Origin of the sequence: Leucobacter celer subsp. astrifaciens (assembly GCF_001273835.1) — a bacterium.
Classification (GTDB): domain Bacteria; phylum Actinomycetota; class Actinomycetes; order Actinomycetales; family Microbacteriaceae; genus Leucobacter; species Leucobacter celer.
Map to the genome: position 1 here is coordinate 245,686 of NZ_JHEI01000136.1, position 14,886 is coordinate 260,571.

The 14,886-nt window shown below is 69.0% G+C and carries 12 protein-coding genes; 9 read left to right on the forward strand and 3 right to left on the reverse strand.

The window, feature by feature from the left end; all coding sequences use genetic code 11:
• The first annotated feature begins 6 nt into the window (after positions 1–6).
• Positions 7–390 carry a DUF5684 domain-containing protein gene (locus AMS65_RS09275; protein WP_053383875.1) on the forward strand — a complete coding sequence of 128 codons (384 nt, stop codon included), beginning with the start codon at positions 7–9 and terminating at the stop codon, positions 388–390.
• Positions 391–430: 40 nt separating this feature from the next.
• Complete coding sequence (locus tag AMS65_RS09280) at positions 431–1,252, forward strand: DUF559 domain-containing protein (RefSeq protein WP_162231758.1); 822 nt, start codon at positions 431–433, stop codon at positions 1,250–1,252.
• 202 nt (positions 1,253–1,454) lie between these two features.
• On the opposite strand, the gene AMS65_RS09285 is transcribed toward AMS65_RS09280, so the two are convergent.
• Positions 1,455–3,257, reverse strand: coding sequence for a DUF2207 domain-containing protein (locus AMS65_RS09285; RefSeq protein ID WP_241489399.1), 1,803 nt, complete (start codon positions 3,255–3,257; stop codon positions 1,455–1,457).
• Positions 3,258–3,424: 167 nt separating this feature from the next.
• Between AMS65_RS09285 and leuA the strand changes: the two genes are divergently transcribed.
• The 7 genes from leuA (at position 3,425) to AMS65_RS09320 (ending at position 12,798) form a co-directional block, all read left to right on the forward strand.
• Positions 3,425–5,191 carry a 2-isopropylmalate synthase gene (leuA, locus tag AMS65_RS09290; protein WP_053383877.1) on the forward strand — a complete coding sequence of 589 codons (1,767 nt, stop codon included), beginning with the start codon at positions 3,425–3,427 and terminating at the stop codon, positions 5,189–5,191.
• An 81-nt stretch (positions 5,192–5,272) separates the two neighbouring features.
• Complete coding sequence (ruvA, locus tag AMS65_RS09295; RefSeq protein ID WP_053383878.1) at positions 5,273–5,899, forward strand: Holliday junction branch migration protein RuvA; 627 nt, start codon at positions 5,273–5,275, stop codon at positions 5,897–5,899.
• On the forward strand, positions 5,896–6,915 hold the full coding sequence (ruvB, locus tag AMS65_RS09300; protein WP_053383879.1) for a Holliday junction branch migration DNA helicase RuvB: 1,020 nt from the start codon (positions 5,896–5,898) through the stop codon (positions 6,913–6,915). Before ruvA ends, ruvB begins: the two co-directional genes overlap by 4 nt.
• A 138-nt stretch (positions 6,916–7,053) precedes the next feature.
• Positions 7,054–7,497: a preprotein translocase subunit YajC gene (gene yajC / locus AMS65_RS09305; protein ID WP_241489400.1), complete on the forward strand. Its 444-nt coding sequence runs from the start codon at positions 7,054–7,056 to the stop codon at positions 7,495–7,497.
• Between the two features lie 64 nt (positions 7,498–7,561).
• A complete protein-coding gene (gene secD, locus AMS65_RS09310) occupies positions 7,562–9,430 on the forward strand; it encodes a protein translocase subunit SecD (RefSeq protein WP_053383880.1) in 1,869 nt (622 codons plus the stop codon).
• A gap of 1 nt (position 9,431) precedes the next feature.
• Complete coding sequence (secF, locus tag AMS65_RS09315) at positions 9,432–10,457, forward strand: protein translocase subunit SecF (RefSeq protein ID WP_053383881.1); 1,026 nt, start codon at positions 9,432–9,434, stop codon at positions 10,455–10,457.
• 88 nt (positions 10,458–10,545) lie between these two features.
• Complete coding sequence (locus AMS65_RS09320; protein WP_053383882.1) at positions 10,546–12,798, forward strand: RelA/SpoT family protein; 2,253 nt, start codon at positions 10,546–10,548, stop codon at positions 12,796–12,798.
• Positions 12,799–12,804: 6 nt separating this feature from the next.
• Here the strand turns inward: AMS65_RS09320 and AMS65_RS09325 are convergent, their stop codons facing one another.
• Together AMS65_RS09325 and AMS65_RS09330 are read right to left on the reverse strand one after the other, a co-directional pair.
• Entirely contained in the window at positions 12,805–13,371 is a 567-nt protein-coding gene (locus AMS65_RS09325) for a hypothetical protein (protein ID WP_053383883.1), read from the reverse strand.
• Positions 13,372–13,495: 124 nt separating this feature from the next.
• Positions 13,496–14,731 (reverse strand): DUF349 domain-containing protein, encoded by a 1,236-nt coding sequence (locus AMS65_RS09330; protein ID WP_053383884.1) that lies wholly within the window; start codon positions 14,729–14,731, stop codon positions 13,496–13,498.
• Positions 14,732–14,886: the final 155 nt, after the last annotated feature.

A 14,886-nucleotide genomic window follows, 5' to 3' on the forward strand; every position in this document is an offset into this window, starting at 1 on the left:
GGAACCATGCAGCTCACGGAGTACATCACCGATCAGGCGCAGATCACGGCGCTCTCCCAGGACTACGGCATCTTCGCGATCGTCTGGTACGTGATCATCGCGATCGCGCTGTGGCGGGTGTTCTCGAAGGCGGGCTACCCGGGCATCCTCGCGATCATCCCGATCGTCAACGTGTTCGTCCTCGTGAAGGTCGCCGGCTACTCGGCGTGGATGACGCTGCTCTATCTCGTGCCGATCGTCAACATCGTGTTCTCGATCTTCGTCGCGATCCGACTCGGCGAGCGCTTCGGCAAGGGCGGGGCCTTCTCGTTCTTCCTGCTCTGGCTCTTCTCGGCGATCGGCTACCTGATCCTCGGCTTCGGCAGCGCGCGGTACACGAAGCGGGCGTAGCGCACACCTCGCCCTCCTCTCCGGCGCGAGATCCCGATTCTTGTCGGATCCGGCTGCCCGGGGCGGCAAAGATCGGGATCTCGGGGACGTTGCGGCGGTGCGCGGCTTCAGCCAACGGCAGCTGCGGCATCCCGCACTGACTGCTCCGTATTCGGGGGTCCGATCGCTCGCATCCAGCGGCGATTCGCTGTACGAACGAGCCCTCGCGTATCTGCCCCGGTTCCGCGAGGGCGAACGGTTCAGTCACGCCACGGCCCTGGCGCTGCAGGGGTGCGCGGGATTGCCCTTCACCGAGGTCGTGGTGGCGATCGATGCGCTGGTCCTCGAATCGGATACGCGCTTCGATCCGACCGCCGCCACGCGACTGCAGGACTTGCACGCGCTGCTGGAAGCGAGCAGCGGCCGGCGCGGCGTCACGAGATTTCGCTCTGCGCTCGACCTCGCACGGGTCGGCGCGGAATCCCGGATGGAGACGCTGACCCGGCTGGCGGGAGAACGAGTCGGCGTCACCGGCTTGAAGCTGCAACTCGTGGTCGTGGACCGCGACGGGAGAGGGATCGGACGGTTCGATCTCGCAGAGGAGCTCTCGCGCGTGCTCTTCGAGTACGACGGGGAGCAGCACCGGACCTCTCGTGCGCAGTACTTGCGTGACCTCGACAGGCTCGAACGCGCACGGGATGCCGGGTGGAGAGTCCTGCTGTTCCACGCCGAAGAGGTGCTCGCTCGCCCGGATCACGCCGGCCGGCGGATGCTGCTGGCGACCGGCCGCCCGCCTCGGCCAGTACCCGTGCGGATCCGGCTGCTGCTGGAGGAGTGGCCTTCGTCGCGGACAGTATCGGCGCTTCCCCGGAAGACGAGGTGACCTGAGTGCGATGCGACCGGGAGGAGTGATGACCCGGAGCATTTGCGTGAGATCCCGATTCTTGCCGTGCAGAGCGGGGAAACACGGCGAAAATCGGGATCTCGCCGATGAGGGCAGGGCAGAGGGAGGCAGGGCCGGGCAGGGGAGGCAGGGCCGGGCAGGGCCGGGGAGGCAAGTCAGGGCAGGGCCGGCCGGGCAGGGCTCAGCGGCCGCCGCTGAAGCCGCCGCCCCCGCCGCCGCCGGAGAACCCGCCGCCGCTCGACCCCCCTGAACTGCTGGACGTGTAGCTGACCGACGAGCTCAGCGAGCCGGTGAACGACGAGATCGTCGAGGTCAGGCTGCCGAGCCCGTGGGCGGCGATCGCCGGGTACCAGATCGGGACGTACCCCGGAGACTCCTCGTACCGCACCGCGAGCACCCGGGTCCACTCCTTCTCGAGCCCGAACAGCATCGCGTAGGGGAGCAGCTTCTCGTAGAGGTGGATCACGTCGATCGTGCCGTCCTGGCGGCGTTCGGCACCCCGATACGACTGCAGCATCTGCAGCCGGTCGGCCTCCGCGACGCGGATGAACAGCTTCACGCCCTCCAGGTACTCGCGCCACTCGGCCCCGATCGGCGTGTAGACCCGGTGCTTCGAGACGCTCGCGATCGCGAGGATGAGCGCGACGACGCCGATGATGATGCAGATGAACGCGGTGGGGGAGTTTCGCAGGGCGATCCCGAGCGCGATGAAGATCGCGAGGACCGCGAGCAGGCCGAAGGCCAGGAAGCCGAGAACGCGGGCGGCCCCGCTGCGCTCCCTCGTGAAATAGCCCCGCTCCAGCGCCTGCTTCGAGCCGGCCGTGCCGAGCGCGGTCATGCGCTTGCCGAACGACTCGCTCTTCTTCGGCAGCGCGAACGCGGTGCCGGGCTCGAGCGACGGGAAGAGCGCGCTCATCGTCTGCTGGTCGAGCGGGTCGACCGCGCGCTGCGGGTCGATCACGCGCAGCACGGGTTGCGCCGCCTTGGGGCCGAAGAGCCCCTGCTCCGGCTCGCCGTCCTCGATCCGGATCGCGCCGCTGACGGCGAGGTGCACGATCTCCGGGGGCACGGAGCCGACCGAGACCCCGGCGACCGGGGCCGCGATCAGCGGAGGCAGTGCGGACGGCACGTCGTACTGCGCGATGACGGTGCCGCGGGCGGTGCGACGGCGGTGCTTGAGCCTGCCGGTGGCCACCGCACCCGCACCGGCGAGGGCCAGCGCGCCGCCGCCGATCACGAACGGTAGCCCGTCGAGCGCGAAGTTCGGCAGCCGCTGCGGCGGCTGCACCACGCTGCCCGGCTGCAGGCCGATCGCGACGGTGACGCCCTCGCGGGCGTCGAGGCTCGGCGTCGAGGCGCGGAACGCACCCGCGTCGCCCTCGATCGTGCACTCGGCGGTCGAGTTCGGCGCGCCGAAGTAGCATCTCGCATCGCCGTTCAGCCGTTCGGAGAGTTCGTCGTCGAACGATATCTCCGCCGAGAACGACTCGATTGGCTGCAGATGCTCGAAGTCGGTGAGATCCCAGTAGAACTCATCGGCGGCGCCGTCGTCCCGGGCGAGGATCACATCGCCGAGCGTGTAGCCGATGACGTAGGTCTGCACGCCGTGCACGTAGCGATCGTCACCCGTGAGCACGGCGACGAAGCCGTCGTCGCGCTCGACCTCGAAGGGGACGGGCTCGCCCGCCGCGTCCGTCACGGTGAAGTCGCGGGGGTCGGTCGATGCTCCCTCGTAGTCGATCGGCAGGCCCCGCACGAGGCCCCGGTTCTGGTCGTAGTCGGGGAAGCGCGCGGTGAGCGTCTCCGTGACGTGCGCGACGGCGCGGCCCTCGTCGTCGGTGCCGATGCGGTACTCGACGTGCCAGCTGTCGTAGCTGAAATCCGAGACATCGGCGGCCGCGGGCGCGGCGATCCCGATCCCCAGCAGCACAGCGCCCCCGAGCGCGATCCCGAGTCCCGTCAGCAGCCTGCGCAGCGTTCTCATACGCTCCAGGCTACTGCGCGGGGGCGGTCGGGCGAGTGATACAGTGTATGCATGCTGTTCGGCTCGCTTCTTCTTAGCTGCCGCGACGAGTCCTAGTCTTCAGGCCTCCCTCGTCGCGGAGTTTCGTGTTGGCTGAACCCAGGACCCAGACGAGAAAGTTTCGAGCCATGAAGAACATGCAGCAGCCCTCCGGTATGCCGATCCACCGCTACCGCCCGTTCCACGAGATCATCCCGGTCGATCTGCCCGACCGCACGTGGCCCTCGAAGCGCATCACCGAGGCTCCCCGGTGGTGCGCGGTCGACCTCCGCGACGGCAACCAGGCGCTCATCGACCCGATGAGCCCCGAGCGCAAGCGCATCATGTTCGACCTGCTCGTGAAGATGGGCTACAAGGAGATCGAGGTGGGCTTCCCCTCGGCCAGCCAGACCGACTTCGACTTCGTGCGGCACCTCATCGAGGACGGCGCGATTCCCGACGACGTGACCATCCAGGTACTGACCCAGGCGCGGGAGCACCTGATCACGCGCACCTACGAGTCGCTCATCGGCGCGAAGCGCGCGATCGTGCACCTGTACAACTCCACGAGCGTGCTGCAGCGGGACGTGGTGTTCCGCTCCGACAAGGAGGGGATCAAGCGGATCGCGACCGACGGGGCGAAGCTCTGCCGCGCCAGCGAGCACATCTGCGAGGGCACCGAGATCTTCTACGAGTACTCGCCCGAGTCGTACACCGGCACGGAGCTCGAGTACGCGGTCGAGGTCTGCAACGAGGTGCTCGAGATCTTCGAGCCGACTCCCGAGCGCAAGGTCATCATCAACCTGCCGGCGACGGTCGAGATGGCCACCCCGAACGTCTACGCCGACTCCATCGAGTGGATGGGCCGCCACCTGAACCACCGCGAGAACGTCATCATCTCGCTGCACCCGCACAACGACCGCGGCACGGCGGTCGCCGCGGCCGAGCTCGGCTACATGGCCGGCGCGGATCGCATCGAGGGATGCCTCTTCGGCAACGGCGAGCGCACCGGAAACGTCGACCTGGTCGCGCTCGGCATCAACCTGTTCACCCAGGGCATCGACCCCCAGATCGACTTCTCGCGCCTCGACGAGGTGCGCCGCACCGCCGAGTACTGCAACCAGCTGCGGGTGCCCGAGCGGAGCCCGTGGGCCGGCGACCTGGTCTACACGGCGTTCTCCGGATCGCACCAGGACGCGATCAAGAAGGGCTTCGAGCGGATGGCGGCCGACGCCGACGCCGCGGGGGCCTCGGTCGACGAGATCGAGTGGGCCGTGCCCTACCTGCCCGTGGACCCGAAGGACCTGGGGCGCTCCTACGAGGCCGTGATCCGGGTCAACTCGCAGTCGGGCAAGGGCGGGGTCGCGTACCTGCTGAAGAACGACCACCACCTCGACCTGCCGCGCAGGCTGCAGATCGAGTTCAGCTCCGTGGTGCAGGGCGTCACCGACAGCGAGGGCGGCGAGGTCTCGAGCGATGAGATCTGGCGGATCTTCCAGGACGAGTATCTGCCGACCACCGGCGACGCCTTCGAGCAGTGGGGTCGCTACGAGCTCTTCCGCACCTCCTCGACGAGTGCGGGCGACGGCGTCACCGAGCTCGTCGTCGACTACCGCGACGGCGAGGGCGAGCACCAGATCGTCGGCCGCGGCAACGGTCCGGTCGACGCGTTCATCACCGCGATCAACGAGAACGGCCACGCCGTCACGCTGTTCGACTACGTCGAGCACGCGATGAGCGCCGGCGGCGACGCCGTCGCCGCGGCCTACGTCGATCTCGAGGTCGACGGCCAGCGCCTGTGGGGCGTCGGCATCGACCCCGACACCACCCGCGCCACGCTCAAGGCGATCGTGTCCTCGGTCAACCGGGCCGTGCGCGCGCAGCGTGCCCAGGCGCCCGTGGCCGTCGAGGCCTGAGCCGCGTGCGATTCGTAGATATCTTCGAATAATCGGTGTGGCGCGGGGCCGCGTGTCGGAGGTTCGCTCTAGGGTGAGTGTGTGATTGCTTCGATTCGCGGGCCCGTGCTCGCCGCAGGTGCCGGTTGGGTCGTCGTGGGCGTCGGCGGGCTCGGGATGCGCGTCGAGGTGCCGAGCGGCCGTGTCTCGCAGGCGGTGCCGGGCGATGAGATCGACCTGTGCACCTCGCTGGTGGTGCGGGAGGACTCGCTGACGCTCTTCGGCTTCGTCACGCAGGCGGAGCTCGAGGTCTTCGGGCACCTCATCGGGGTCTCCGGGGTGGGGCCGCGCAGCGCGCTCGGCGTGCTCTCGGCGCTCGCGCCGGCCGAAGTGGCTCGTGCCGTGGCCGCGGAGGACGAGAAGCCGTTCCGCAAGGTGTCGGGCATCGGGCCCAAGACGGCGAAGCTGATCGTCGTCTCGCTCGCGGGCAAGCTCTCGGAGCTCGGCCTGGACGAGGCCGGGGGAGCGGCCCCGGCAGCGGCCGAGGATCCGGCCCTGGCCGCCGCCGAGGCGGTGCGCGACGGGCTCGTCGGCCTCGGCTGGGGCGAGTCCGACGCCTGGCAGGCGGTGCAGGACGCGCGCGACGCCGGCGCGCCCGCCGACAGCGCGGGTCTGCTGCGAGCCGCGCTCGCGCTGCTGCAGGCCGCTCGTGGCGGAGCCCGCCGATGACGGGGGAGCTCTCGCCGCAGGCCACACCCTCCGAGCAGGGATACGAGGGTGCGCTGCGTCCGTCCACGCTGTCGGAGTTCGTGGGGCAGTCGAAGGTGCGGCGTCAGCTCGGCCTGCTGCTGGACGCGGCGACCATGCGCCGGCACACGCCCGACCACATTCTGCTGGCCGGGCCGCCTGGCCTCGGCAAGACGACGCTCTCGATGATTGTGGCAGCGGAGCTCGACAAGCCGCTGCACCAGACCTCCGGTCCGGCGATCCAGCACGCCGGCGATCTCGCCGCGGTGCTCTCGGCGCTCACGCCGGGAGAGGTGCTCTTCGTCGACGAGATCCACCGCATGGCGCGCAGCGCCGAGGAGATGCTCTACCTCGCGATGGAGGATTTCAAGGTCGACATCATGGTCGGCAAGGGGGCCGGTGCGACCTCGGTGCCGCTCGAACTCGCGCCCTTCACGCTGGTGGGGGCCACCACCCGGGCCGGGCTGCTGCCCAATCCGCTGCGCGACCGCTTCGGCTTCACGGCTCACCTCGAGTTCTACTCCGACGACGAACTGGCGAGTGTGGTGCGCCGGGCGGCCGGTCTGCTCGGCTTCGCCGTCTCGGAGCAGGGCGTCGACGAGATCGCGCGCCGATCCCGTGGCACCCCCCGCATCGCCAACCGGCTGCTGCGCCGCGTGCGCGACTACAGCCTGGTGCACGAGACCCCGGGGGATACCGAGAGCGTGCAGGCCGCGCTGTCGCTCTACGACGTGGATCAGCACGGGCTCGATCGTCTCGACCGCGAGGTGCTGATGGCGGTCGTCGAGCGCTTCAGCGGCGGCCCGGTCGGCCTCTCCACGCTCGCCGTCTCGGTCGGCGAGGAGGCGGAGACCATCGAGGCCGTGGTCGAGCCGTTCCTGGTGCGGACGGGACTGCTCACGCGCACGCCTCGAGGGCGGGTCGCGACCCGGCTGGGTTGGGAGCACGTGGGAGCGGTGCCGCCGGGGGCGCCCGGATCGGCCCCGACGCTGCTCTGATCCGGAACGCGGTCGCGTCGCCCGGATGAATCTCGGGTCACTTGCGCCAAAGTAGTGGGTTCACAGTCTGAGCGCTGTAGACTTCTGAAATCTGTGCCCTTCGCATACGCACGCGCACGCCCATCGAAAGGACCACCGTTGGACCCGATCACTCTCGTCATGTTCGGCCTCATCGCAGTGCTGATCTTCTTCATGTTCCGCAACGGCAAGAAGCGTCAGGCGGCGATGCAGGAGCTTCAGAGCGGCCTGCGCCCCGGCGCCGAGGTGATGCTGCAGTCGGGGATCTTCGGGACCATCGACTCGATCGATGAGGCTGAGAACCGCGTCACGCTGCTCAGCGGCGGCAGCACCATCGTGGTCCACCGCAACGCCGTCACGCAGATCGTCACGCCGAGCTCCGCCCCGGAGACGGATGCGGCCGACGCTGAGCTCGCACCCGACGATGACCCCGCATTCGGCGAGCGCGTCGCAGGCAACAGCGCCGAGGGCGTCGACGCCGTGGACCAGGCCCCCGCCGAGGACGCGAACCCCGAGCAGCCCGGCACCGATGATCAGGGAGACGAGCAGGCGCCCAAGGCCTGATCCGATCCCCGCGGTACTCACCGCGGCATCGTCACCTTCACCCAGTTAGAGAAAGCAGTCAGTCTTGGCGTCCACACCCGCGGTGCGGAGGGCTCGTCGCTCCCTCGTATTCCTCTTGGTCATCCTCGTCGGCCTCGTCGGGCTGATCACGCTCGGCGTGTTCCGCAGCGACGCGACCTGGACGCCGAAACTCGCCCTCGACCTGCAGGGCGGCACGCAGATCCTGCTCGCGGCCGAGCAGACCGACGGCCAAGCGGTCGGTGGGGAGCAGCTGCAGCAGGCGGTGTCGATCATCCGCCAGCGCGTGGACGCCGCGGGCGTCTCCGAGGCTGAGATCACCACGCAGGGCAATCAGCACATCTCCGTGTCGATCCCGGGCAAGGCCGACGAGGCCACGCTGCAGCGCATCGAGGCGTCGGCGAAGCTCGACTTCCGGCCGGTGCTCTCGATGGGCTTCGGGCTGAACCTCGAGGAGCTGGAGGGCGACGAGACCGCTGCCGGCGACGAGGCCTCCGTGGGCGATGAGGCCACCGGCGACGAAGCTGCCGGCGACGAGGCCGCGGCGAGCGACGAGGCTGCCGGCGACGAAGCCGCTGCGGATGAGACGGCCGCGGAGGAGCCCGCTGAGGCGGAAGCGACCGAGGAGACCGCTGATGCGGATCTCGGGCCGATCGATCCGGATCCGCTGCCCGAGGGCGCGGGCGACCTCGCCTGGATCACCCCGGCGCTGCAGCAGCAGTTCGACGAGTTCACCTGCGACTCCGATGCGGCGCTCGACACGCGTGAACAGCCCGCGGACCGTCCCCTCATCACCTGCGACGAGTCGGGCACCGCGAAGTACCTGCTCGGCCCGGTGGAGCTGAGCGGCGACGTCATCACGGATGCGACCGCTCAGATGGCCACCACCCAGACCGGCGCCACCACCGGCGAGTGGGTCGTGCAGATCATCATGAACAGCGAGGGCGCCGATACTTTCGGCAAGATCAGCACCCGCCTGTACGGTGCTCCGGAGCCCCAGAACCAGTTCGCCTTCGTGCTCGACGGCAGCGTGCTGTCGGCTCCGACGATGCAGGGGCAGATCCTCGACGGGCGTCCCTCGATCAGCGGCAACTTCACCCAGGACTCGGCCAAGGCGCTCGCCGATCAGCTGAAGTTCGGCGCGCTGCCCATCGACTTCACCGTGCAGAGCCAGGAGGACATCTCCGCGACGCTCGGTACGAACCAGCTCTCCGCCGGTCTGCTCGCGGGCCTCATCGGTCTGCTGCTGGTGGTCGTGTACTCGATGTTCCAGTACCGCGCCCTCGGCACGCTGACCATCGCATCGCTGGCCATCGCGGGTGTGCTCACCTACCTGCTGCTCACCTTCTTCTCCTGGCGGCAGGGATACCGGCTCTCGCTCGCGGGCGTCGCCGGTATCATCGTGGCGGTCGGCTTCACCGCCGACTCCTTCATCGTCTACTTCGAGCGCATCCGAGACGCCCTGCGCGACGGCTTCTCGATCGAGAGCGCGGTCGAGAACGGCTGGAAGCGCGCGTTCCGCACGGTTCTCGCATCGGACGGGGTCAACTTCCTCGCCGCGGTGATCCTCTTCATCCTCGCGGTGGGCAACGTGAAGGGCTTCGCCTTCACGCTCGGGCTCACCACCCTCGTCGACGTGCTCGTGGTGGCGCTGTTCACGCACCCGATGATGACGCTGCTGGCGCGCACGCGCTTCTACCGCGAGGGTCATCCCGCTTCGGGGCTCGACCCGAAGCGCCTGGGCGCCGTGTACCGCGGACGCGCCCAGTTCCGCACCCCCGAGCACACCGGGAAGAAGAGTGCGCGCAGCCAGCGCGAGGCGGAGCGTCGTCAGACCATCGCCGAACGCAAGGCTGCCGAGGCCGCGACCCCCGCGGTCGAATCCGTCGGCGCAACCGCTGGGAAGGAGAGCTGACATGGCTCGTTCATTCGCCGAATTCGGCAACGCTCTGTACACCGGTGAGAAGTCGATCGACTTCATCGGCAAGCGCAAGACCTGGTACATCATCTCGATCGTGCTGATCGTGCTCTCGATCGCGGGCCCGATGCTGCGCGGCGGTTTCACCTTCGGCATCGAGTTCACGGGCGGAAGCCAGTTCCAGGTGCACCTCTCCGAGAGCCAGGATCGCGACCCCGCGATCGCCGAGGCTGCGGTCGCCGAGGTGCTGCCGTCGAGCGCGCCGCGCGTGACGCAGCTCGGCCCCACCGACGTGCGCGTGCAGACCGAGGCCCTGAGCGAGACCGAGAACCGCGAGGTGACCGCCGCCCTCGCGGAGAGCTATGGGATCAGCGCGGACGAGGTCACGTACTCGTTCATCGGCCCGGCATGGGGTCAGGACATCACGAAGCAGGCGGTCATCGCCCTCATCGTGTTCATCCTGTTCGCGGCGCTCGTCATGGCGATCTACTTCCGCACCTGGAAGATGTCGCTCGCGGCGATCATCGCGCTCTTCCACGACCTCATCATCACGGCCGGCATCTACGGGATCTCCGGCTTCGAGATCACCCCGGCCGCCATGATCGGCTTCCTCACGATCCTCGGATACTCGCTCTACGACACGGTCGTGGTCTTCGACAAGATCCGTGAGAACACGGCACCGGGCGAGCTCAACGACCGGCGCACGTTCGCGGAGTCGGTCAACCTCGGCGTGAACCAGACGCTCGTGCGCTCGATCAACACCTCGGTCGTGGCGCTGCTGCCGGTCGGTTCGATCCTCTTCATCGGCGCGTTCGTGCTCGGTGCGGGCACGCTGCGCGACATCTCGCTGGCGCTCTTCATCGGCATTCTCGTCGGCGCCTACTCGACCATCTTCATCGCGGCTCCCGCCTACGCCCATCTGCGCGAGGGCGAGGAGGCGGTCAAGCGGCACGATGAGAAGGTGCTGCGGATCCGGGCGAAGAAGGAGCCCGCGGAGGACGAGAGCGTGGCGGCCGAGGCCTGACTTCACCCGGAACGAACCCCCGTGCCCTCCCATTTTGCTTTGGACCGCTTGCCGCGTGTAATGTTCAAACATTCGAGGGAGGCCGCAGGTGGTAGCTAACGACGTCACACAGGGCGGCACGACGGCGCTGCGACGTCTGGTGCCGCGCATCTTCTCTCGAGGCAGCTCTCCCGGAGCCGTCGATCAGCTCGTGCGCACGGTGCGCAGCAACTATCCGCGCGCCGATCTGTCGATCATCGAGCGGGCCTACACGGTGGCGGAGCGCGCGCATCGCGGCCAGAAGCGCCGGAGCGGCGAGCCCTACATCACCCACCCGATCGCGGTCGCCCAGATCCTCGCGGATCTGGGCGTCGCGCCGGTGGCGATCGCGGCGGCGCTGCTGCACGACACGGTCGAGGACACGGACTACGGTCTCGATCAGCTCACCGCCGAGTTCGGTGAGGAAATCGCCATGCTGGTCGACGGCGTCACCAAGCTCGACAAGGTGAAGTACGGCGATTCGGCTCAGGCCGAGACGGTGCGCAAGATGGTGGTCGCGATGTCGAAGGACATCCGCGTGCTGGTCATCAAGCTCGCCGACCGCCTGCACAACGCGCGCACCTGGGGCTTCGTCTCGGGCGACTCGGCGAAGCGCAAGGCCCAGGAGACACTCGAGATCTACGCGCCGCTCGCGCACCGGCTGGGTATCCAGTCGATGAAGGCGGAGCTCGAGGATCTCTCCTTCGCGGTGCTCAAGCCGAAGCTCTACGCCGAGATCCAGAACCTCGTGTCCCAGCGCAACCCGCAGCGCGACGAACTGGTCGGAGTGGTGATCAGCTCGATCGAATCGGATCTGCGCGAGGCCAAGATCCGCGGCGAGGTCACGGGCCGCCCCAAGGAGCTCTACTCGATCTATCAGAAGATGATCGTGCGGGGGCGGGACTTCGATGACATCTACGACCTCGTCGGCATCCGCGTGCTCGTCACCTCGATCCGGGACTGCTACGCGGTGCTCGGTGCCGTGCACGCGAGGTGGACCCCGATTCCGGGGCGGTTCAAGGACTACATCGCCACCCCCAAGTTCAATCTCTACCAGTCGCTGCACACGACGGTGATCGGTCCCGACGGGCGCGCGGTCGAGATCCAGATCCGCACCGTCGAGATGCACCAGCGCGCCGAGTACGGCGTCGCCGCCCACTGGAAGTACAAGCAGCGCCAGCCCGGGCAGCAGGACGCGCCCAGCTCCAACGACATGGCCTGGCTGGCGCACATCTCCGACTGGCAGGCCGAGACGGAGGACCCCAGCGAGTTCCTCGACGCGCTGCGCTACGAGATCGGCGCGAAGGAGGTCTACGTCTTCACGCCGAAGGGCCGGGTGATCGGTCTGCCCGCCGGTGGCACCACCGTCGATTTCGCCTACGCCGTGCACACCGAGGTCGGGCACCGCACGATGGGGGCCCGGGTGAACGGGCGCCTCGTGCCGCTCGAGACCGCGCTGCAGAACGGTGACGTGGTCGAGGTGTTCACCTCGAAGGATCCGAATGCTGGACCCAACCAGAACTGGCTGAGCTTCGTCCAGAGCAAGCGTGCTCAGAACAAGATCCGGCAGTGGTTCACGAAGGAGCGGCGCGAAGAGGCCGCCGAGACCGGCAAGGTGGAGATCACCAAGGCGCTGCGCAAGCAGGGTCTGCCGCTGCACCAGGTGATGAACTCCGCGGCGCTGCAGCAGGTGGCCCTGCAGCTGCGCTACGCGGATGTGACGGCGCTGTACGCCGCGGTGGGCGAGGGGCACGTCTCCGCGCAGTCGGTGATCGAGAAGGTCACCGCGCTGGTGTTCGACGAGCAGACCTCGACGGAACCCGCGCTCTCGACGCTGCCGATCATCGAGGCCCCGCGCGCGAGCAAGACCGGCGGCGAGAGCGGCGTGGTCGTCAAGGGCGCGTCGGACGTGCTGGCGAAGCTCGCGAAATGCTGCACCCCGGTGCCGGGCGACGAGATCCTCGGCTTCGTGACGAAGGGGCAGGGCGTCTCGGTGCACCGGGTCGACTGTCACAACTTCCTCAACCTGCGCGAGCAGCAGGAGCGCGTGGTCGAGGTCGAGTGGGCGCCGAGCTCGAAGAGCGTGTTCCTCGTGCAGATCCAGGTCGAGGCGCTCGACCGTTCCGGCCTGCTCTCCGATGTCACCCGCACGCTCTCGGAGCACCACGTGAACATCCTCTCGGCGTCGGTCAACACCTCCAGCTCCCGGCTGGCCATCAGCCGCTTCGTCTTCGAGATGGCGAACGCCACGCATCTCGAGCACGTGCTCAACGCCGTGCGCCGCATCGACGGCGTCTACGACGTGTACCGCATCCAGAGCTGAGCGCGCTCAGAGCCGGACCAGGCGCGATCGTGCCAGCGCCCGGTAGTGGGAGTGCTGCCGCTCGAGCCGCTCCTCGACGCCTGCGCGGCCGTCGGGCACCAGCTGCAGCAGCAGGCGGCAGGCCACCGCGTGGCGGCGGGTGAACCCGGCCGGCATCCGGAGCAGGTCGTAGACGGTCTGCTCCGGACCGGTCACGGTGAAGTCGTCGAGGGATCGGAGAGCCGCATCGTCGTAGGCGAACTGATGCAGGAGATGATCTCGGTGAGCGCCCGGGCCGGGTCTGCGCCGACCAGCGGTCGAGAGCTCGAGCGGCGCGTCGGGGCGACGTGCCGCGCCCCAGATCCACGCTGCGCTCATGCGGATCGCGATGCGGTCGGGCGTGAGCCACGGTGCGAGTGCCGCGGCGCGCGCCCGGGGCGTCTCCGGCCAGCCGACGGCGCGCACGCCGGGGCCGCATCGCACGAGCGTGCCGCGCAGCAGCTCCGCCGAGCGCACGGCGTCCGGCCAGCGCTCGAAGCGGGGGACCGGGCGCGCTCGCGCACGCGGTTCGTGCGCCGGAGAGTCGGGGGTCATGCCCCCATCCTCGCGAAGGCGGATCGCCGGCGCCACCGCGACGCGGGCGCCTGTGGATAATCCTCGCGTGTGAGCGAGGCTCGGACCCGTTCCGGGCCGAGCCTCGCGATCGGACGCTATCGGATCAGTCGCCGATCGCGGCGAGCCAGGATTGCTGCGCCGCCAGCTTCTCCTCGGCCTCCGCCTGCGCCTTGGCATCACCCACGGCGCGGGCGGCTGCGGCCTCGGCCTCGAGCTCGGCGATCGACGCCTCGAGCTGACCGCGCAGACCCTCGCTGCGGGCCTTCGTCTCGGGGTTGGACTTGCGCCAGTGCTCGTCCTCGAGGCGCTTCACGTGATCCTCGATCTTGCGCAGACGGCCCTCGATATCGCGCAGCGCCTCGCGCGGCACGCGCCCGAGCTCGTCCCACTTCAGCTGCACCTCGGTGAGCAGCTTGCGGGCGGTCGTGTGATCCTGCTGCTGCAGGATCGGCTCGGCCTCGTCGAGCAGCGCCTGCTTCGCGGTGAGATTGGCCGCGTACTCCTCGTTGGTCTGGGCGGCCTCTGCGGCCTTGGCCTCGTAGAGCACGTCGCCCGCGGCCTTGAACCGGGCCCAGAGCTGATCGTCCAGCTTGCGGCTGGCGCGGCCCGCGGCCTTCCAGTCGTCGAGCAGCGCGCGATACGCGGGGATGCCCTCGATGCCCTTCGGCGCGAGCGCCTCGGCTGCGGCGATGATGCGCTCCTTGCGCTGCTTGACCTCTTTGTTGTTCGCGTCCATCTGGGCGAAGTGGGCGCGTCGCGCCGAATCGAAGGACTGGCGCGCGGAGCGGAAGCGCTTCCAGAGCGCATCGGCCTGCCCCTTGGGGATCTGCGGGCCGCCGCGCTGCGCGGTCTGCCAGTCGGTGAACAGCTGCTCGAAGGCCTGGCTCGTGTCCTTCCAGCGGATCGAGGCCTCGGGCTGCGCGGCGAGGCTCTCGGCCTCGGCCACGATGGCCTCGCGCTTCTCGACAGCCTCCTTGCGTGCGGCCTCTCGCTCGGCCTGCTGCTTCTCGCTCAGCTCGGCGGTCTTGCCGGCGAGCTTCTCGACGCGCTCGCGGAGCGACACGATGTCGCCGACCGCTGCGGGCTCGACGAGCTGCTCGCGGAGCTTCGCGACGGAGTCGGCCGCGGAGGCGTCCGCGGTGCCGCGCGCGATACGCGCCTCGAGCAGGGTGACCTGCCCCGCGAGATCGGCGTACTTCCGGGTGAAGTAGGCCAGCGCCTCCTCGGGCGTGCCGTCGGGGAAGGAACCCACGACACGTTCGCCGTCGCCCTCGCGCACGTAGACGGTGCGGTCGTCGTCGACTCGCCCCCAGGTCGTTTCGTTGCTCGATTCACTCACGGTTCTGCTCACCTGTCGTGTGTGGGCCGGCGCGCCGACCGATACTGAATAGACCCCTCCACTATGCCACAGCGCGGGCTCCGGCCGTGATGTCAGTGGTGCTCGATACCATTGGGGCGTGGACTCGAGACCCCTACCGTCGCACACCGCGCCCC